Source organism: Burkholderia sp. SR8 (genome assembly GCF_052851275.1).
The window spans coordinates 255,576-273,973 of record NZ_JAULUC010000007.1; the positions used below are offsets into that span (position 1 = coordinate 255,576).

The window sequence follows — 18,398 nt, forward strand, 5'->3', positions numbered from 1 at the left end:
CCGTCCCGCCGGGGTCACGCGCGTCGATTTCCGCACCTGCACATCGAACTAGAGGAATTTGTCCAGATTCGCCGCTTGCCCGCGCCGCCCGCGTTTTTTTATCTTAATAAAAACGGCTGTTTGAATCAGATAATCAAATCACCTGTTCGCGGCCGGGCGACCGGCATTGGGAGGCGGGACATGGCAGTAAGTCAGGAGGGGCGACCGTCTGCGGGACGGCCGTCCGGGACGCGGTCATCCGGCAATCGGCAGACCGGCGGGACGAAGGCGCGCATTCTCGATGCGGCCGAGGACCTGTTCATCGAGCATGGCTTCGAAGCGATGTCGATGCGGCAGATCACGTCGCGCGCGGCGGTGAACCTCGCCGCGGTCAACTACCACTTCGGCAGCAAGGAAGCGCTGATCCACGCGATGCTGTCGCGCCGGCTCGATCAGCTGAACCAGGAACGCCTCGGCATTCTCGATCGCTTCGATGCGCAGCTCGGCGCGCACATCACGTGCGAACACGTGCTCGGCGCGATGTTCATTCCCGCGCTGAAGGCGTCGCGCGATCCCGATCGCGGCGGCCCCGCATTCCTGCGGCTGATCGGCCGCGCGTACACCGACCCGTCGCCGTTCGTGCGCAACTTCCTGACCGCGCACTATGCGAGCGTCGCCGGCCGCTTCTTCGATGCGTTCCAGCGCGCGCTGCCGCATCTGCCGCGCACCGAGCTCGGCTGGCGGCTGCACTTCGCGATCGGCGCGCTGTCCGGCGCGCTGGCCGGTGCCGAAACCGAAAGCCTGATCGACGAATTCTCGCAGGGCCGCACGATGAACGACGTGCAGATGATCGCGCGGTTGTCGTCGCTGATCGTCGCCGCGCTGAAAGCGCCGATGCCCGACAGCGCGCAGCTGTCGATCTTCGCGGCCGTGCTCGACGATGCGGGTGCGGGCGAAGCGTTCGGCTTGCCGTCGGGCACGGCAGCCGCCGATACGGCGACGCTGCATCCGGCGAGCTGATCGCGCCAGGCCGCGCACGCGGCAATTCACGAGGAAGTCGGCCCGGGCTCGCGTTGATGCGCCGGCTCGGGCTGAGCGAATGTCATGCGGCGGGAGCACGCGCCAGAGCGCTGACGCTCATCGACCGCGAAGCATGGGACGAGAGCAAGCGCTAAAGCGCCAACTCTCGTCGACCGCGAAGCATGGGGTGAGAGTAAGGCGCTAAAGCGCCCACTCTCACCGACACCGGAGACAAATCATGTCCTCATCCGCAGCAAGCACAGCGGCCCAGCTCCCGCCGAACACCGACGGCATCTGGTACGCGTCGTACCCGCCCGGCGTGCCGCACGAGATCGACGTCACGCAATACGAATCGCTCGTGCAGTTCTTCGACGAATGCACGACGCGCTTCGCCGAGCGAGTCGCGTACGTGAGCGCCGGCGCATCGATGACGTACCGCACGCTCGCGCAGAAGGTCGACGCGTTCGCGTCGTATCTGCAAGGCATCGGCGTCAAGCCCGGCGACCGCGTCGCGATCATGCTGCCTAACACGTTCCAGTACCCCATCGCGCTGTTCGGCACGCTCAAGGCCGGTGCGATCGTCGTCAACGTGAACCCGCTCTACACCGCGCGCGAACTCGCGCACCAGCTGAAGGACAGCGGCGCACAGACGATCGTCGTGTTCGAGAACTTCGCACGCACGCTGCAGGACGCGCTGCCGGAAACGCAGGTGAAGAACATCGTCGTCACCGCGCTCGGCGACCTGCTCGCCGACGGCTTCAATGCGAAGGGACGCCTGATCAACTTCGTACTGAAACACGTGAAGAAGCTCGTGCCGGCCTACAACCTGCCGCAGGCGATCCGGCTGCGCTCCGCGCTCGCGCTCGGTGCGCGCGGCAAACCGCAGCCGGTGCAGGCCACGCGCGACGATCTCGCGTTCCTGCAATACACGGGCGGCACGACCGGCGTCGCGAAAGGCGCAATGCTCACGCACGGCAACCTGATCGCGAACCTGCTGCAGGCGAAGGCATGGATCGCCGACCAGGTGTCGGGCGACGTCGAAACCGTGCTGACGCCGCTGCCGCTCTATCACATCTATTCGCTGACCGTGAACGCGTTCATCTTCATGGGTCTCGGCGGACGCAACATCCTGATCGCGAACCCGCGCGACATGACGATGGTGATGAAGATCATTCGCCACGAAACGTTCACCGGGATCACCGGCATCAATACGCTGTACAACGCGTTCCTCGACAACGACGAATTCCGCAAGCGCGACTTCTCGAAGCTCAAGCTCGCGATGGCCGGCGGGATGGCGATGCAGCGCGCGGTCGCGGAACGCTTCCAGCAGGTCACGGGACGGCCGGTCGTCGAGGGTTACGGCCTCACCGAATGCTCGCCGATCGTCACGATGAATCCGGTGGACCTGAACGACATGGCCGCGTTCAGCGGCTCGATCGGCCTGCCCGCGCCGTCGACGCTCGTGCGCTTTCGCCGCGAGGACGGCACCTGGGCCGGTATCGGCGAACCGGGCGAGCTGTGCGTGCACGGTCCGCAGGTGATGCGCGGCTACTGGCAACGGCCCGACGAGACCGCGAAGGTGATTGACGCCGACGGCTGGCTCGGCACCGGCGACATCGGCGTGATGGACGAGCGCGGCTTCATCCGCCTCATCGACCGCAAGAAGGACATGATCCTCGTGTCGGGCTTCAACGTGTATCCGAACGAGATCGAGGAAGTGCTCGTCATGCATCCGGGCATCAGCGAAGCGGCCGCGATCGGCATCCCCGACGAGGTGCAGGGCGAGCGGATCAAGGTGTTCGTCGTGCGCCGCGACCCGGCGCTCACGGTCGACGACGTGCTCGCGCACTGCCGCAAGAACCTCACCGGCTACAAGATGCCGAAATTCGTCGAGTTCCGCGACGCGCTGCCGCAGACGAACGTCGGCAAGATCCTGCGCCGCGCGCTGCGCGACGAGGAACTCGCGAAGATCAACGCCGCGAAGCAAGGCTGAACGCTCCACCGCTCCGGGAGACGCTGTCGATGAATCAACGAAAGAGGCGCTGCGCTGCGTCCGTTGTTGCCGCCGCGATTGCAGGCATGCTGCTGCTCGCGCAGCCGCGCCTGCGTGCGCAGGAAACGGCCGACGCCGCGAACGCGGCGCCGGAGGCCACGCTGCCGGCGGACCTGGCGAAGGTCTCGCACGAGCCGGTCGCCCAGCAGGCGCGCTGGCTGCGCACGGCCGCGCAGCGCGGCACGCTCGCACAGCTCGACGACACGACGCTCACGGCGCTCTTCAAGGCGCTCGACCCGCTCGCCGTGCCGCTCTATATCCGCAACGGCCCCAACGGTTATCCGTCGTACCAGTTCACGATGGTGCGCCAGGAGCGCATCGGCGGGAAATGGTCCGACACGCCCGACCGCATGCTCGTGAAGACCACCCGCGAGCCGCTGCGCGTCTATGCAAAATGGCTGCCGGGCGGCGCGCATGCCGGACAGGAGACGATCTACGACACGACGCAGCGCAAGGACGAGATGTACGGCCATCTCGGCGGCCTGCTCGGCAAGATTCCGTTGTGGACCGCGCTCGACGGTGCGCTCGCGCGTGCGCAGTCGAATCACCAAGTGAAGGATCTCGGCACCGAGTTCATCGCGAACCTGTACCTGACCGAAGGGAAGAAATACCAGGAAGCCGGCGTGCAGCGGCCGACGCAGGTGGAAGCGAAGACGATCGGCGGCGTGCGCGTCGTCGCGCTCACGTACGAGACGCCGACCGGCCGTCCGCAGTTCTATGCAAAGAAGGAAATCCTCGGGCTCGATCTGCACGCGCCCTACTTCCGGACCGTCGAGTCCTATGACAACGACGGCAGGATGTTCGAGCGGATCGTCATCGAGAAAATCGCGCCGGCAACGCTCGACGAATCCGCGTTCGATCCTAAGAACCCGGATTACGCGTTCTGACGGTCACCGGCGCGACGGACGTCGCGCTCAGTCGTCGTCATCGTCGTGATGCCTGCGCCAATGCTTGTAATAGTGCTTGCGCCATTTGCGGTAGCCGTCGTCGTCATCGTCGCCATAGTAGCCGTATCCGTAACCCGGATAGGCGACCACCGCCGGCTGCGGCGCCACATAGACCGGCGCCGGTTCGGCATAGACCGGTGCGACCGGCACACCGATGCCGACCGACAGGTCGACGTGTGCCATTGCACTGCCGGAGGCGAGCAATGCCGCGCTCCCGATCCACACAGCCAATCCCCTCTTGCTCATGTTTCCGTTCCCAGTTCCGCCGGCCTGCCCGGCACGCGCGACGAATGTAATCCCGCCCGGTGCCGGCATGTGCTACGCCGATGCGAGAGTCGTAACGCGACGTAACGAACGGCCCTAGCCATTTGACCGAATCGCGAAAACACGCCGGAGCGTCTATAGTGGGTTACGGTTCGACACAATCGCGACCGCGCGCTGGCGGAACGAACAGGGTAAAATCCCGCCAAATACCCGGTGGGCGACCACGCCACACACACGCACAACATATTCTCTGACGCAGGCTCCTGCCGCACCTCAATGGCCAATCCCGCAGAATCCCATCCGCAAAACGACTTCATCAATGCGGCGCGCAAGGAACGTAAGCGCGTTGAAATCTACCTCGTCAACGGCATTCGTCTGACGGGCTGCATCGAGTCGTTCGACCAGTACCTGGTGATGCTGCGCACCCCCGTGGGTCTGCAAGGCATCTACAAGCGTGCGATTTCCACGATCCAGCTCGACACGGGCGGCTCGCGCCCCGGCGGCGGCCCCCGCGGCCCGCGTACCGGCGGCCGGCCGGGCGGCCGCGAAGGCGGCGGCCACAGCCCGTACGGCTCGCACGGCGGCTCCCGCGAGTCGCGCGGCGACGGCGGCTACGGCTCGCGCGAACCGCGTGAAGGCTACGGCTCGCGTGAACCGCGCGAAGGTTACGGCTCGCGCGAACCGCGCGAGGGTTATGGCGCGCCCCGCGAAGGCTACGGCGCCCCGCGCGAACCGCGCGAAAGCTACGGTGCGCCGCGCGATGCCGGCGATGCGTCGGGCAACGCGTCGTCCGACGCGCGTGGCGGCAACGGGCCGGTGATCGTCACCCGGCGCCGGCGCATCGTGCCGGACGGCCAGTAAAACGAAAGGGCAAGCCAACCGGCTTGCCCTTTTTGCTGGTGGGTCGGCGCGGCATGTCGCCGCACCGGCCGGCCCGCGATCGCTCAGCGCGCCGTCGTCGGCAAGCCCGCGTCGGCCTCGCGCTGCAGCGAACGCACCCGCTGCTGCAATGCGCGCAGTTGCGACTGCAGCTCCGCCTGTTGCGCCTGCAGCGCTGCCGTTTCATTGCGCACGTTCTTCTGGCGATCCGCAACCGCCACCTGCTGTTCGCGCGCGATCGAGATGTCGGCCTGCAGACGCCGCGCCCGTTCCTGTGCGACTTCGATCTGCCGATCCATCTGCGCCTTCTGCGATTCGAGCTTTGCCGCGCGCAGTTCGTTCACGGCCAGCCGTTCCGCCTGACGCGAGAAATCGCGATAGATCGCTTCCGCCCGCGTTTCGTCGTAAGTCTTGATCACGCGCCAGAATGCCTTCTGCTGAAACAGCGCGACGAAATACGATCCGTCCTTCACGCTGAACAGCAGGCTCGCGCCGTAGCTGCCGTTATAGCTCGTGCGCATTTCCGTCAGCGAACGCGCCTGGATCTGGCGCTGCAGTTCATCGGCCGTGCTCGGCCCGGTCGTCTCGCCCGCCTGCGGCTGCACCGACGCCGGCACCTGCTGGTCGATCACCGGAATCGCCGCCACCGGTGCCGATGCCTGCTGTACCGCCGGCGCCGCCGTGCCCGCCAATCCCTGCGCATGCGCGCCCTGCATGCCTCCCATCATGGCGAGCAACACACACGCCCGCCCCAACCCCGTCATATGGCTCATCGATTTTGATTCCCGCCCGTGTTGTTGTAATTCAGCGCGATTTTATCTCATTAATTACTCGCTTTCGCGGGTCTCGGGCTCTTCGTCGAAGATCTGATATTTACGCATCTTTTCCCACAACACCTTGCGGCTGATACCGAGCTGCTGCGCCGTGTCCTGGCGCCGCCAACCGTTTGCGTCGAGGGCCGCGATCACGCGGCTGCGCTCGTTCATGTCCCATTTGCTGCGGTCAACGAACACTTCCGCCGCACTCTCCGCCGGCACCGGCTGCGCCGCACTGCGCGCGTGCGCGACCAGCCGCTGCAGCCGCGCGGCATCCCAGCCGCCCGTCTGCCGCACCGTCACGCCGACGCGCTCGGCGAGGTTGCGCAACTCGCGTACGTTGCCGGGGAAATAGCTGTCCGCGACCGCCTCAGCGAGCCAGTAAGGCAGATCGGGCAGTTGCGCGAGCCGCTCTTCACCCACCACTTCCGCGACGAACGACTTGAACAGCGCGATCTTGTCGACCGCGCCGCGCTCCTCCAGCGACGGAATGCTCAGCTCGATCACCGCGAGCCGATAGTAAAGATCCGCGCGGAACAGGCCGTCCTTCACGAGCTGCGGCAGCTTCTTGTTGCTGGCCGCGACGAGACGGAAATCGACCTTGATCGGCGTCGTCGCGCCGACGCGCAGCACCGCGCCGTCCTCGAGCACGCGCAGCAGCTTGACCTGCTGGTACAGCGGCAGGTCGCCGACTTCGTCGAGGAACAGCGTGCCGCCCGCCGCCTGTTCGAAATAGCCTTTATGCGCAACAACCGCGCCGGTGAACGAACCTTTCGCGTGCCCGAAGAACAGCGATTCGAACAGGCCGTCCGGAATCGCACCGCAGTTGACCGGCACGAATTCGCCCTGCCGGTAGCGCGAATGCTTTTCGTGGAGCAGTTGCGCGATGCGTTCCTTGCCGACGCCGGTTTCGCCGTGCAGCAGCACGTTGGTGTCGCAGTCGGCGAACGTATCGACTTCGTGCAGCAGCGCCTGCATCGATTCGGAGTGCGCGACGAGTTCGGACGGCTGCAGCGTTTCGGCCGCGTGCGCGCGCAGCTGCGTGACGAGCTTGCCGACCATCCCGCGCAGTTCGGCGCAGGTAAAGTCGAGCGGCAGGATGTGCGAATAGTCGGGCGGATACTGAGACGCGTCGTGGTCGCGTGCCGCACCGACCCATACGACCGGCATGCCGATGTTCGCCTGCCAGTCGCGCAGGAACGCCGCACCGGTTTCGATCATCGTCACGCTGATGATCGCGAGCGACGGCCGCAGCGCGGCGCGCTCGGGCGAGATCTCCGCGTTGTCGGCGCGGATCACTTCGACGTCGAAGCTCGCCATGCAGCGGGCAACGCGGTCGACGATGTCCGCCTTGCCTTCCCAGACGTACAGGTCGAGTTCTGCGATTGCGGGGGGGGTTCTCATCTTCTTCAGTAAACCGTTTGGGCGACCCCGCAACTAAGCGAGATCTGATGGACCGTTGCTGCGCCAACCTGGACGCCGAGCAGATTCAGCAGCGGAACGAGAACTGCGTCCAGGCTCGAAAGTAGCGGGCCCAGAAGGCTGGTCAAAAAGCCGAGCAACGTCGACAGAAACGTCGACGGAAGCGACAGCAGGTTCGCCCCGGCGATGCCGATATTGGCAGTGATCTTCGCGGCTGCGACTTGAGTCAGGGCCGAGCTCAGCGCGGAACCGAGCGCATTCGAGTTCACGGTCCAGAAGTTCTGATCGGTTCCTGACACGCCACTAAACGTGTGCGATTGGGAAGCGCCTTGCACCTGCACCGAAACGTTGGACATGGAGGCGGTCAATTGCGCAAGTTTGAGCACGTTTGCGTTGATGATCTGCGCGGGCGATGAACAACTGTAACTCGAAGAGAGGCTGATCTTGCCGGACGCATCGAGCGGCGGCTGGCCGATACACAGATTGGCAACACCGGGTTGGGCTGTTATGACGACCGTACTCGTCGCCTGCGTGGAAGCGCATTGCGTCGAATTCAGCCACGCGGTGCCGGTACCGACTTGCAGGTAGATCGGAAGGGTGACATCGACGCCAACGTCGATTGCACCCAGCAGCGCGCCGAGTATCGGCAACTGCGCTGTGCCGAGGTCGACGTTCAGGTACACACCGACCGAAGCAGTCGAGGCCTTCGTCCGCCAGTTTCCGGTCGCAGGATCGATGCCGCCCTCTCCGATACCGATCGACGGCGGACTGATTATCTGGACCTGCAGTTGCGTGCCCGTGAGTCCACCGAGATTCAGCGACGGTACGTTCACCGTCACCGCCGGCTTTCCGGCCGCGGCAATCTCCGCACCGACGAGCAACAAATCAAGCAGATCCACCTGGGCATTGAGCGCTGCCTGGGTATCAGCGAGCGCGACATTCAGCAGGCCGCCCGCGCCCCCGAGGCCGATCGACGTTCCCGGAACATTCGCAGCAAGAATGGCCTGCAATGCGCCGAGGCTTGCCTGCAGATCGGCGTTCGCAACGGTGGTCTGTGTCGCCGCGTTCACCATCAGTTGAAGCAACTGGGGCAACGTGAGTTTCAGCGCGAGCAACTGGTCGACCGTACCGACGCCCGCCGCCACGACGAGATCGCTGACCTTTACGTTCGTACAGGCGAGCGCCTGGTACGAGCCGACGTTCAGATTCAGATTAGCGCCGAGCAGCGCGGCAACCAGTCCATTCACAAGACCCGGATTGCCGGACGTCGGCGCCGATCCGCCTGCGCACCCGACGCCGCCGAGCGCTGCAATGGTTGCACCAACGGAGAACGTATCGATATTCGTCGAACGAGCGGTCGATACCGCGGACACCGTTCGATCAGGGCCGACGAAAAAGAACGGCACCTTCCGCGTAACCGTCGCCTGGACCGCATTCAACTGCGTCGTTCCTCCGGCCGCGGCCGCGAAATAGCTCGGTGCCGGATTGGCCGCCATGTCCCAGCGGCCGCAAACGACCTTGAGCGTGTCGCCGTTCGACTGGGACAGCCCGTTCGACTGGGCGTTGCTGGTCGCAGTCGCGGTCGGTTGCGAGCATGCGTCGTCCATGCGCTGCACGGCGGCGAGTGCCGCCATGTCGGCAATCCGCTGTACATCGCGTCGCTGGTAGAACATGTTGCCCACGCCGATGACCCCGAGCGTCGTGACCGCGACAAGCAAGCCGATGATTGCCATCACCGAGAATGCGCCGCGCTGTCGCGATGCGTGGCGAGGCGAGTGGCCGCAGTTCCGGATATTCACGATCCCGCTCCGTCAACGGGCCATTTCGGCGCCAGCCAGCCCGCTGCCACTGCCGCCGCCCGTCGTGGACATCGTGCCGAACCACGCCGGAATCGGCGTCTTGAACGACTCGAGGTAACGCTGATAGGCGTAGGTGCCCGCTGCACCGTCGATCGGTTGCGGGCTCGCGGCGGCGCGGTTCGAGCGTTGCAGATCGAGCAACGCATTCGTCGAATGGCCGATTTCCGATGCCGGCGCCTCGCTCTGCGCATGAGCGCCGTTCGCGCTGAGCGCACACACGAGCGCAATCCCCGCACCGTGCACGCGAATCGATGAAAGGCTAACCATGATTGGCTCCGTGAATATCGTTGTCATTGAGCGAAACGCTGAAGCAGCGGTGCCGCAAGGTCGAAGTTGTCGCGGTTCGCCACCGGTTGCGTCGACGCACCGTTCGGTGCGCGCGCCGCTGCAAGTTGCCACGCCCGCGCGGCGGCGGCGATCCTTCCCGCGTCCTCGCGAATCTCGTTGCGCACCGCTGGCGGAAACTTCTGCTGATCCATCAGCCGCCGCGCATCCTTGGCATGACCGCTCGCAAGCAGGTACAGCGCGAGGTTGCTCAGGATTTTCGGATTCTTCTGTTCGAGTTCAGCCGCCTTCAGCAGGGGCACGCGCCCAGCCGCCAAATCACCTTCACGCATCCGCGCGTATGCGAGGTCCGACAACGTCGCGGCGTCGGTCGGCGCAAGTGCTGTCGCCTGCTCCAGTTGTTGGGCGGCAGTTCCGAAATCTCCGCGCGCGCCCGCAATCAGGCCAAGCCCCCGATACCCGCGCGCGGCGAGCGCCGTCGCGAGCAGCTTCGTATAAGCAGCGATGCCGGCGTCATACTGGCCTGTCGCTCGCAACGCATCTGCGCGCAGCAGGATCGTGTCCGGAGACACGCCGTACTGCTTCTCATACTGATCGATGTGTGCGAGCGACGCGAAATACAGCCCCTGCCCCTGCATGCGCTCGATCAGGCCAAGGTACATGCCCGGCGTATCCGGCGGCGCGCTTTTGTCGGCCGCCGCCTGCATCAGGGCGCCTCGCTCCGCCTGTGCTCCGATCCCGTAACCCGACTCCTTGAACAGCGAGCACCCGCTGGCGAGCATCGCGAACGCCGCCGCGCCGGCGACCGTGCGGATCCAACCCAATCGATTCATTTCGTGTTGCTCCTTCCCCTCGTACCGCATCAACGATGAATTGCCGCAAGCGCGGACAGAACGGTCATGATCCCCGGCCCCGCCGTGACGATCAATAATGCGGGTAGCAGCGTGATGATCATTACACCGGTCATCTTCACCGTCAGTCGCCCGATCCGTTCGCGAAGCGATGCGCGCCGTCCTTCGCGCAGGCGGTCGCCGAACTGCTTCAGCGGCTCCTGCACTGCGCCGCCGTGCTTGTCGACCTGAATAAGCAAGCGCACGATCGCGCGCAGATCCTCGTTGTCGAAACTGTTCGTGAGTCGCTGCAGCGACTGTTCACGCGTACGCCCGGCGGCGAACTGCCGTTGCGCGACGCCTAGCTCCCACGACAACACGGGCAGCATCGTCTGAAAATCGTGGGTAACGACCTGGATGCTTTGATCCAGGGACAGGCCTACGCCCTGCAGCAGCCTCAGCATGTCGACGAGGAGCGGCAATTCGGCGGCAACCCCCTGTCGGCGCTCCGTCGCCCGTCGACGGACGTACATCTTCGGCAGCATGAATCCGATCGCGAACGCAACGCTGATCGACAGCAGCCAGCGCAGTCCTGAAGCCTGCTGACCCGCGACGAAGACTGCTACGAGCAACGGCAGTCCGATCGAGCATACGATTCGGGCACTGAGGAACAGGCCCCGCGCGCGAGCTTCGACGAAGCCGCACTGCTCGAGCAGTTGTCGATCCTCGTCGGCAAACAGATAGCGTCCGACACCCGTATCGAGCCATCGCATCCCGGCACTCTCGAGACGCTCGCGCAATCCGGCAAGCGGCGGCCGCGGCTCTGCGGCGTCGCGCGCAGGCTCGGCCGAATTGGCGCGCGTAGCGGCAGCTTCAACGGCTGCAGTGCGGCGGTCGAGCGCCCTCAGCAGCGCGCGCTCGGAACGCTGCGCCAACAGCACACGAACGATCGCCAATCCCGCCAGCAACAGCATGCCGATCGATCCAAGCACCAGCGCGAGCGCGCCCAAACGATTCGCATCCATCCTGTCACCTCAACCGCGCAAGCCGGTACAACCAGAACCCGCCGGCCGCCTGCAGGATGAACGCCAGGTAAATCAGGCGACGCCCCGCCTCATCGCTCCACATTGCCGTGAAATAGCGAGGACTCGTTGCGACGACGAAGCTGCCGACCACGATCGGGAGCAGCGCGAGCACCCATGCCGATAGCCGCGTTTCCGCCGACATGGCGGACAATTCGCGTTCCGCCTGCTCGAGATCGCGCATGAACGTCGACATCCGGTCGAGCATCACGTCCGCGCGGCCGCCATAGCGAACCGACAGACGCAATACCGCGCCAACCAGTTCGAATTCCCGAATACGATACGTGCGCGAGACGTGCATCATGGCGCGATCGATTTCGGCGCCGGTGCGCAACATTCGCGATACGTCGTCAAGACAGCGGCGCAGCGGCATCTCGGTCGTCAGCAGCGCAGCCTGGAAGGCTGCCGGCACGCTGTTGCCAAGTGTCACGAGACGCACGATCCCATCGAGAAACGACGGCAATTGCCGGACGATCTTCAGCCTGCGTCGACCGATTCGCGATGCGAGCCACAGCGCGACAAGCGCCGCACCGGCCACCAATGCCGCCGCAGCCGCGATCGGACCACCGGCTACCCCCGCCCATACCGCGAGCACCACGAAGCCCCCGAGTACGAGCATCAGGCCAGCGCGCACCTCGTCGAGGCCTGCGCGGTCCGACAGGGCCGCCCATGCATCGAGCATGTATGCCCGCCAGCGGGCAAACGCGGCGTCCGGCTCCTGCACGTCGGCTGCCCCGGCCGCCGCTGGCCGCGCACGGCGCGCACCGTCGGCCGGCTGTGCCGGACGCCCCGGCGCGCCGATTCGGCTGTCGAAGAATCGCTGCGTGTGCGCACGCTCTGCGCGCATATGGCTTCCACGCCACAGCAGCAACCCGGCTGCCGCACAGACCAATGCGAACATCAGCGCGAACAACGCCGTGCTAGACATTGAAACCCCCGCCGCGCCCGAACGCACCGCCGAAACCACCGCCGCTGGACACGAGCGTGCTGCGGAAACGCGCCAGTTTCGGCGAATGCGGATGAATACCCAGCGATTCCCAGTGATCGACCTCATCGCCGTCGGGCGTCACGCGCGCCTCATAGCGGTACAGTTCCTGGGTCGATACGATGTTGTCGGACATGCCGGTGACTTCCGTAATCGACAGGATGCGCCGGCGGCCATTCGACAACCTGCCGATCTGCACGATGAAATCGATCGCATTCGAAATCTGTCGACGCAGGCTTGCCTCGGTACCCTGGAAGCCGGCGAAACCGGCGAGCATCTCAAGACGGTACAGGCACTCACGCGGCGAACTGGCGTGAACGGTGCCCATCGATCCGTCGTGCCCCGTGTTCATGGCCTGCAGCATTTCGAGCACTTCTCCGCCACGCACTTCGCCGACGATGATCCGGTCCGGACGCATCCGCAGCGTGTTGCGCAACAGATCGCGGATGGTCACGACTCCAGTGCCGTCGAAGCCGCCCGGGCGACTCTCGAGACGTACGACGTGCGGATGGTTGAGCGAAAGCTCGGCCGTATCCTCGATCGTCACGACACGCTCCGGCTCCGGAATGTGGAACGCAAGTGCGTTCAGGAGCGACGTCTTGCCCGAACTGGTGCCGCCGGACACGAGGACGTTGCAGCGTGCCTCGACCGCGGCCTCGAGCAGCCGTCCGATCTCCTCGTTGTAGGTCCCGTTGCCGAGCAGATCGGCAGGTCTCAGCGGGTCCTTGCGGAATTTGCGGATCGACACGACGGGACCATCGATCGACAGCGGTTCGATGACGACGTTGACACGTCCTCCGTCCGGCAGTCGCGCGTCGACCATCGGATTCGATTCGTCGAGCCGGCGGCCGATGGGTGCGAGAATCCGCCTTACGATCCGCAGCAGGTGTGCATTGTCGGTAAAGCGAATCGGCAGCTTCGACAGAATCCCGTGCCGCGACACATAGATGTCGTTGTAGCCGTTGATCAGAATGTCTTCGACGTGCGGGTCCGCAAGCAGGTCCTCGATCGGCCCGAAGCCCGCGAGCTCCTTCGTCAGCGCCTCGGCGACCGCGCGTACTTCGCTTTCGTTCAACGGGATGCGCCGCAACCGCACAAAGCTGTCGATCTCGAGATCGACAAACTGATTGATCGCCTGTCGCGACCACCGGCCAAATTCCGCGCCCAATTCCTCGATCCGCGTCAGCAGATGCTCGTGTGCGGCATTCTTGATGTCGTGGAATTGCTGCGTTTGCGAGAACGGCGCTGCGCCGTCGGCGAATTGAATGTCGTGTGCCATCGCTTACGACCGCTTCGTAGAGGATTGAATGATTCGCTTCAGCGCCGCGAGACCGCTTGCCGCGCGTGGCGCTCCGGCCGATGCCACTTCGCCCGCCAAACGATCCGCGAGCGGTCCGAGAGCGCGCACGTATGGATCGCGTTCCGCGACTTCAGCGATCAGCTTGCCTTGATTCGCGGCATGGCCGATCGCGACGCGTCGTGACGGCAGCGTCGCGACGAGCGGCAGATTGAGTCGTTCAGCTATCTGCGCCGGCATCAGCCCGAGATCCGCATCGAACTGGTTGACGATCAGCCGGATCCGGTCGGTCACGATCCCGGCATCGCGCAACCCTTCGAGCAACTCGACTGCCGATACGACGGACGCGACGCCCTGATCGCAGACGAGCCACGTTTCGTCCGCGAGATTGACCACCTGCCCAATGAAATCCCGATTCGAGAACCCGCCGAGATCGACGATCTGATTGTCGAAAAATGCGCGCAACCGATTCAACAGGCCCGCGCACGATGCAGTCGCCACGTCGCGAAGGTCGGCAAGATTCGGCGGCAACGTCGTGAGCGCCACGCCGCTCGGGTGCCGCGCAAGCGCCGTTGTCACGAACGTACGGTCGATCCGGCGCAGGTTGCGCACGGCTTCGACGAAATGAAACTCGCAGCGCGTATTCAGGAACAGCGCGCCGTCGCCCGCAGGCAGGCCCAGGTCGACCAGGGCCGTAGCACGCGCGGGCTCCGCGGGCCGCCGCTGCGTCAGCACCGCGAGATTCGCCGCGAGCGTACTCACGCCCATTCCGATACGCGCCCCAAGCAATGCAGTGACCTTCCCGTGGCGGCTCGCCGGCTCACCGACGTTGTCGAGCAGCACGCGCGTTATCCGCAGCGCCTCGTCGGCCGGCGCGGAGAAATCAACGAAATCGCGCACGCCCGCGCGCAACGCTGCAAGCGCACTTTCCGGTTGCGATACGGAGCCCAGCGCAACGACGGGCACGCCCGGATGCGCCGAGCGCACGGCAGCGACGGCCGTGCTTGCCGCCGCGCAATCGCCGGAGAAATCGATGAATATCAGCGCGGGATTCAATACGCCGATTCGCTGCGACAGCAACGTACTGTCGAGCGGAGATGCCTCGACCGTTCCGGCCGAGATCAATGACTGGGCAAGCCATTGCACGTGCTCTGCGCGCGCGGACGCACAGACGAAATGGTCGGTCACGGCAGGCTCAGCCAACGAAAAGGTTCTCGCATTCATGGTGGATACTCCCGATGAAGCGAGGCGGCGCAACGTATGCGATCGCCTTCGCTACCTCGTAATTCAGTGCGCTCATTTCGAGAACCCCGGCCCCGCATCCGGCGACGCGATGCCGCCGACAAACGAACGCCACACCGGCCCGTCACGCTGTTCGGACATTTCGCCTGGCGTCGCAGGCAACGCCGCGCCCTGCGCAATCGGCGCGACCAGATGGGGCGTGACGATGATGACGAGTTCCTTGTCGTTCTGCTGATAGCTCAAGTTCTTGAAGAATGCCCCGATGATCGGCAAGTCGCCCAGAAACGGCACCTTGTTCACGTTGGAAGTGGTCTCGCGATCGATCAACCCGCCGATCACGAAACTCTCGCCGTCGCCCAGTTCGACCGTTGTATCGGCGCGGCGCGTGGTCAGCGCGGGCACCTGGATACCGTTGATGGTGATCGAATGCACGAAATCGAGCTGACTCGATTCGGGCGCCACTTTGAGCGCGATCCGGCGCGGGTTCAGCACGGTCGGCGTAACCGTCAACCCAACGCCGTACGGCTTCCACTCGATGGAGATCGTCCCGAGCGATTGCGGAACCGGTACTGGAATCTCGCCGCCCGCCAGAAAGTTGGCGCTCTGCCCGGACAACGCAACGAGCGTCGGCTGCGCGAGCACGCGCGCGAGATTGTTCGCTTCGAGAATCGACAGATCGGCAAACAGCCCGCGTGATAGCGAATGCACGACGAGGTTGAATGCGGACGAAATCGGCACGTTCGTGTTGTAGGTGAGCGCGCCCGCTCCCGGCGAGCCCGAAATCGACGTCAATCCTGACGGAGCGAACGATCCGAACGAAAACCCGTTGTTCTGCTTGAAGAAATTGAGGCCGGCCTGTTTCAACACCGAGCGACTGAATTCGACGACGCGCACATCGACCTGAACGACGTTCTTGCCGGCAATCGTCGATGCGTCAAGCGTCGCCCCGTCCTTGCCTCCGAGACTCTTCGCGGCATGGACCGCGCGCTGATGACCCTCCAGCGTCGCCGATCCGCCGCCGATCACCGTCGTGCCGCCATAAGTGCTCACGTTCGGCGATGCCCCGTCGAGCAATGCTCGCGCTGCTCCGCTCGTCACGCTCACGTTGTATATCGTCGGTTCATCGTGGCCGCGCTCCCAGATCATCACGTTCGTCGATCCAGCGTTCTTTGCGACGAGCAGCACGCCTCCGCGACCGCCCTTCACGATGAGTACATCTGCGACCGACGGATCGCCGACTGCAACACGCTGCAACGAACGTCCGGTCGCGAGTTGTCGCTGTGCACCCACGGCGAGACTGATCGTCCCGCTCACATCAGCCGCGTACGACAGCGGCTGCATGGTCAACGAACCCAATACGATGGCCAATGCAATCAGTTTTTTCTTCATTGTTTTGGAGGCATCGAACCGCCCCTTTTCCAGTGGTTGTCTTCGCATGGCTCAGTAGGCGACCGATTCGGCTCGCCCCGCGCGAATCACTTCGATGCTGCCGCCATTGGAGCGGCGCACGGTCATCCGCGCCGCAGTGCGCGGCGCAGGCGCGGCCGCGCTCTTGGACAACTCTCCGAGCATCACCCCGGTCGCTGCAAGCGCCGACGGACTCTTGTCCGCCCCCGGGCGCATCGCGACCGTCTGCACTGCAACATCTTCATCGCGCGGACTCCGCAGTGCGAGCACGAGCCGGCCGCTCTGCTCGGCCAGCGTCAGCGCGTCGACCTGGGCGGTGGGAACGGCCAATACGGCGGTTCGCATGCCGACGACCGAGCCGTTCGAACTGTCGCGCTCCGTCGTCGCGTCGCCGAAGGCCAGCACGCGGACCCTCGACATCAACAGCCGCGCTTGCGTGTTGGCGATTTCCGCCGTCGATACGCCGGCTACTGCGGCACCCACGCCGTCTCGCTTCAGGTTCACGAACACGTCGACGTAGTTGCCCGGCCGAACACGGTTCCCGACCGCATTGGTCTCGTCAACCTTGATTGCAACCGCGCGCTCGCCAGGTTCGATCTGTTCTGCGAGACCGGAAGACAGCACACTCGCCACCACAGGCGCCTGCGCCGGAATATCGCTGGACGGGATACGGCCGACAAGCGGCATTGGATCGGAAAAAGCGCCCTGCGGAGCAGCAGCCGCTTGCTGGACCCGCAGCGACTCAGCCTGAATCGGCTGGCCCGCCGGCAACGGTCGCACCGCAACGACGACGGGGACGCTCTGCACGGCGACCGTCGACGTCGCCGGGATGACGGCCGCCGGCTTGCGACCGAGTACCCACGCGTAGATGCCCAGCAGGATCGCGATCGCGATCAGCAAGCCCGCAATGATCTTCGTCAGATTGTTGGCCATGGTTTTGTTATGTATCCCCGCTACTCACGATTGAAATCTCCGCGTTACGCTGGCCACCGGGCACCGCGAAACCCGACGCATCGCCGCGCGCCATCCCCTAAATGATGTTGACCGGACTGATCTGTACCATCGCGGTTCCCGTAAGTTTCTGCGGCACCGGCAGCAGCGAACCGAGCAACGGCAACGATGGAATCAACGGACTCGTCGCATACGGATAGGTCAATGTGATCTGGACGCAATACATCGACCCGTCGTAACTGCAGTTGCCTTGCTGCGTGGGCGTGCATGTCGCGCCTTTCAACCACGTGGTGAGGTTCGTCGCCGCCGTACATGCGGCAGTCGCACGCGCGGCGAGCGCCGCCTGCTGAGCTGCCTGCTGCGTCGCCGCCGCTCCGACCTGTTGATAGTTCAGCGCGGCACGCGCCCCCTCCGTTGCCGCGAGCGTCAGATTTTGCTGCGCGGCAAAGATCATGCCGTACGTAACGATTGCGTACAGAACGAGAAAGAAGCCGGGAAGCATCAGGGCAAATTCGACTGCAGTCGCACCGCGTTCACGCGAGTGAAAAGGCGCCATCACCCAAGCCCTCCGGTCGCAATCCGGTACACGAGCCATAGCGCTGCTGGAATGACGAGAAAGGCGGCATATGGCGACGCCCGGAAACGGGAAATCGCCATCGTCGGCAACCGGCGCTGCCATAGCGCGGATATGGGCGTGCTCGTCGCAGCCAACAGCGCACCCGCATGGGCGAAAGCAAGCAGGCTCGCCACGATCCAGAGCCAAAGCAGCCCATATGCGCCGCACCACGCGCCGAGCACCGCGAATACCTTGACGTCAGCCGCGCCCATTACGCGCAGCAGAAAAAAAGGGAAAAGACCGATACATCCGATCGCGGCACCCATTAGCGCCTGATAGATGGAGATGCCGAACGGGTTGTGTCCGGCAAATAGAAGCGCAAATACGAATCCGCCAACCGACAACGAATTTGGAATGCGCCTATCGCGGATGTCCCCGAGCGCGACGAGCGTCGCCCATGCGAGGAAAACCCCGATGCCAGATAGCAGGATCATTAACGCCCCGAGCGGCAAAAAATACCTGCGC

General features: G+C 64.6%; 18 protein-coding genes. 4 read left to right on the forward strand and 14 right to left on the reverse strand.

From position 1 onward, the window contains the following. Positions 1 to 180: 180 nt before the first annotated feature. The 3 genes from Q3A80_RS11800 to Q3A80_RS11810 all read left to right on the forward strand — a co-directional run bounded on the left by Q3A80_RS11800 (position 181) and on the right by Q3A80_RS11810 (position 3,939). Positions 181 to 999 (forward strand): TetR/AcrR family transcriptional regulator, encoded by an 819-nt coding sequence (locus Q3A80_RS11800; RefSeq protein WP_446329207.1) that lies wholly within the window; start codon positions 181 to 183, stop codon positions 997 to 999. 238 nt (positions 1,000 to 1,237) lie between these two features. Then, positions 1,238 to 2,992, forward strand: a complete 1,755-nt coding sequence (locus Q3A80_RS11805) for an AMP-binding protein (RefSeq protein ID WP_446329208.1) — start codon at positions 1,238 to 1,240, stop codon at positions 2,990 to 2,992. 29 nt (positions 2,993 to 3,021) lie between these two features. Continuing rightward, positions 3,022 to 3,939: a DUF1571 domain-containing protein gene (locus Q3A80_RS11810; protein WP_446329209.1), complete on the forward strand. Its 918-nt coding sequence runs from the start codon at positions 3,022 to 3,024 to the stop codon at positions 3,937 to 3,939. A 27-nt stretch (positions 3,940 to 3,966) separates the two neighbouring features. Here the strand turns inward: Q3A80_RS11810 and Q3A80_RS11815 are convergent, their stop codons facing one another. Beyond that, positions 3,967 to 4,245, reverse strand: coding sequence for a hypothetical protein (locus Q3A80_RS11815; RefSeq protein WP_446329210.1), 279 nt, complete (start codon positions 4,243 to 4,245; stop codon positions 3,967 to 3,969). A gap of 294 nt (positions 4,246 to 4,539) precedes the next feature. Here Q3A80_RS11815 and hfq point away from each other — a divergent pair, with 294 nt between their 5' ends. After that, the gene (hfq, locus tag Q3A80_RS11820; protein ID WP_446329263.1) at positions 4,540 to 5,124 is read left to right on the forward strand and encodes an RNA chaperone Hfq; all 585 of its coding nucleotides are present in this window, start codon (positions 4,540 to 4,542) and stop codon (positions 5,122 to 5,124) included. 83 nt (positions 5,125 to 5,207) lie between these two features. Here hfq and Q3A80_RS11825 read toward each other — a convergent pair whose 3' ends face one another. The 13 genes from Q3A80_RS11825 to Q3A80_RS11885 all read right to left on the reverse strand — a co-directional run bounded on the left by Q3A80_RS11825 (position 5,208) and on the right by Q3A80_RS11885 (position 18,367). Next, on the reverse strand, positions 5,208 to 5,915 hold the full coding sequence (locus tag Q3A80_RS11825; RefSeq protein ID WP_446329211.1) for a DUF2968 domain-containing protein: 708 nt from the start codon (positions 5,913 to 5,915) through the stop codon (positions 5,208 to 5,210). Positions 5,916 to 5,969: 54 nt separating this feature from the next. Beyond that, entirely contained in the window at positions 5,970 to 7,361 is a 1,392-nt protein-coding gene (locus Q3A80_RS11830) for a sigma 54-interacting transcriptional regulator (RefSeq protein WP_446329212.1), read from the reverse strand. A 5-nt stretch (positions 7,362 to 7,366) separates the two neighbouring features. Further along, on the reverse strand, positions 7,367 to 9,178 hold the full coding sequence (locus Q3A80_RS11835; RefSeq protein WP_446329213.1) for a TadG family pilus assembly protein: 1,812 nt from the start codon (positions 9,176 to 9,178) through the stop codon (positions 7,367 to 7,369). 12 nt (positions 9,179 to 9,190) lie between these two features. After that, the gene (locus tag Q3A80_RS11840) at positions 9,191 to 9,505 is read right to left on the reverse strand and encodes a DUF3613 domain-containing protein (RefSeq protein ID WP_446329214.1); all 315 of its coding nucleotides are present in this window, start codon (positions 9,503 to 9,505) and stop codon (positions 9,191 to 9,193) included. A gap of 23 nt (positions 9,506 to 9,528) precedes the next feature. After that, positions 9,529 to 10,356 carry a pilus assembly protein gene (locus Q3A80_RS11845; RefSeq protein ID WP_446329215.1) on the reverse strand — a complete coding sequence of 276 codons (828 nt, stop codon included), beginning with the start codon at positions 10,354 to 10,356 and terminating at the stop codon, positions 9,529 to 9,531. Between the two features lie 29 nt (positions 10,357 to 10,385). Further along, on the reverse strand, positions 10,386 to 11,378 hold the full coding sequence (locus tag Q3A80_RS11850; protein WP_446329216.1) for a type II secretion system F family protein: 993 nt from the start codon (positions 11,376 to 11,378) through the stop codon (positions 10,386 to 10,388). 4 nt (positions 11,379 to 11,382) lie between these two features. After that, positions 11,383 to 12,363 (reverse strand): type II secretion system F family protein, encoded by a 981-nt coding sequence (locus Q3A80_RS11855; RefSeq protein WP_446329217.1) that lies wholly within the window; start codon positions 12,361 to 12,363, stop codon positions 11,383 to 11,385. Next, positions 12,356 to 13,699 (reverse strand): CpaF family protein, encoded by a 1,344-nt coding sequence (locus Q3A80_RS11860; RefSeq protein WP_446329218.1) that lies wholly within the window; start codon positions 13,697 to 13,699, stop codon positions 12,356 to 12,358. The genes Q3A80_RS11855 and Q3A80_RS11860 overlap by 8 nt, the downstream gene beginning before the upstream one ends. 3 nt (positions 13,700 to 13,702) lie before the next feature. Further along, complete coding sequence (locus Q3A80_RS11865) at positions 13,703 to 14,941, reverse strand: fimbrial protein (RefSeq protein ID WP_446329219.1); 1,239 nt, start codon at positions 14,939 to 14,941, stop codon at positions 13,703 to 13,705. 72 nt (positions 14,942 to 15,013) lie between these two features. After that, entirely contained in the window at positions 15,014 to 16,348 is a 1,335-nt protein-coding gene (locus Q3A80_RS11870; RefSeq protein ID WP_446329220.1) for a type II and III secretion system protein family protein, read from the reverse strand. Between the two features lie 51 nt (positions 16,349 to 16,399). Then, complete coding sequence (gene cpaB / locus Q3A80_RS11875; RefSeq protein WP_446329221.1) at positions 16,400 to 17,299, reverse strand: Flp pilus assembly protein CpaB; 900 nt, start codon at positions 17,297 to 17,299, stop codon at positions 16,400 to 16,402. A 97-nt stretch (positions 17,300 to 17,396) separates the two neighbouring features. Continuing rightward, entirely contained in the window at positions 17,397 to 17,873 is a 477-nt protein-coding gene (locus Q3A80_RS11880) for a TadE/TadG family type IV pilus assembly protein (RefSeq protein WP_446329222.1), read from the reverse strand. Further along, the gene (locus Q3A80_RS11885; protein WP_446329223.1) at positions 17,873 to 18,367 is read right to left on the reverse strand and encodes an A24 family peptidase; all 495 of its coding nucleotides are present in this window, start codon (positions 18,365 to 18,367) and stop codon (positions 17,873 to 17,875) included. Before Q3A80_RS11885 ends, Q3A80_RS11880 begins: the two co-directional genes overlap by 1 nt. Positions 18,368 to 18,398: the final 31 nt, after the last annotated feature.

What these genes read in the sequence shown, in the direction of transcription:
- Q3A80_RS11800 (WP_446329207.1), top strand. Translation starts at nt 181, where the DNA reads ATGGCAGTAAGTCAGGAGGGGCGACCGTCTGCGGGACGGCCGTCCGGG.
- Q3A80_RS11805 (WP_446329208.1), top strand. Translation starts at nt 1,238, where the DNA reads ATGTCCTCATCCGCAGCAAGCACAGCGGCCCAGCTCCCGCCGAACACC.
- Q3A80_RS11810 (WP_446329209.1), top strand. Translation starts at nt 3,022, where the DNA reads ATGAATCAACGAAAGAGGCGCTGCGCTGCGTCCGTTGTTGCCGCCGCG.
- Q3A80_RS11815 (WP_446329210.1), bottom strand. Translation starts at nt 4,245, where the DNA reads ATGAGCAAGAGGGGATTGGCTGTGTGGATCGGGAGCGCGGCATTGCTC.
- hfq (WP_446329263.1), top strand. Translation starts at nt 4,540, where the DNA reads ATGGCCAATCCCGCAGAATCCCATCCGCAAAACGACTTCATCAATGCG.
- Q3A80_RS11825 (WP_446329211.1), bottom strand. Translation starts at nt 5,915, where the DNA reads ATGAGCCATATGACGGGGTTGGGGCGGGCGTGTGTGTTGCTCGCCATG.
- Q3A80_RS11830 (WP_446329212.1), bottom strand. Translation starts at nt 7,361, where the DNA reads ATGAGAACCCCCCCCGCAATCGCAGAACTCGACCTGTACGTCTGGGAA.
- Q3A80_RS11840 (WP_446329214.1), bottom strand. Translation starts at nt 9,505, where the DNA reads ATGGTTAGCCTTTCATCGATTCGCGTGCACGGTGCGGGGATTGCGCTC.
- Q3A80_RS11845 (WP_446329215.1), bottom strand. Translation starts at nt 10,356, where the DNA reads ATGAATCGATTGGGTTGGATCCGCACGGTCGCCGGCGCGGCGGCGTTC.
- Q3A80_RS11850 (WP_446329216.1), bottom strand. Translation starts at nt 11,378, where the DNA reads ATGGATGCGAATCGTTTGGGCGCGCTCGCGCTGGTGCTTGGATCGATC.
- Q3A80_RS11855 (WP_446329217.1), bottom strand. Translation starts at nt 12,363, where the DNA reads ATGTCTAGCACGGCGTTGTTCGCGCTGATGTTCGCATTGGTCTGTGCG.
- Q3A80_RS11860 (WP_446329218.1), bottom strand. Translation starts at nt 13,699, where the DNA reads ATGGCACACGACATTCAATTCGCCGACGGCGCAGCGCCGTTCTCGCAA.
- Q3A80_RS11865 (WP_446329219.1), bottom strand. Translation starts at nt 14,941, where the DNA reads ATGAATGCGAGAACCTTTTCGTTGGCTGAGCCTGCCGTGACCGACCAT.
- Q3A80_RS11870 (WP_446329220.1), bottom strand. Translation starts at nt 16,348, where the DNA reads ATGAAGAAAAAACTGATTGCATTGGCCATCGTATTGGGTTCGTTGACC.
- cpaB (WP_446329221.1), bottom strand. Translation starts at nt 17,299, where the DNA reads ATGGCCAACAATCTGACGAAGATCATTGCGGGCTTGCTGATCGCGATC.
- Q3A80_RS11880 (WP_446329222.1), bottom strand. Translation starts at nt 17,873, where the DNA reads ATGGCGCCTTTTCACTCGCGTGAACGCGGTGCGACTGCAGTCGAATTT.
- Q3A80_RS11885 (WP_446329223.1), bottom strand. Translation starts at nt 18,367, where the DNA reads ATGATCCTGCTATCTGGCATCGGGGTTTTCCTCGCATGGGCGACGCTC.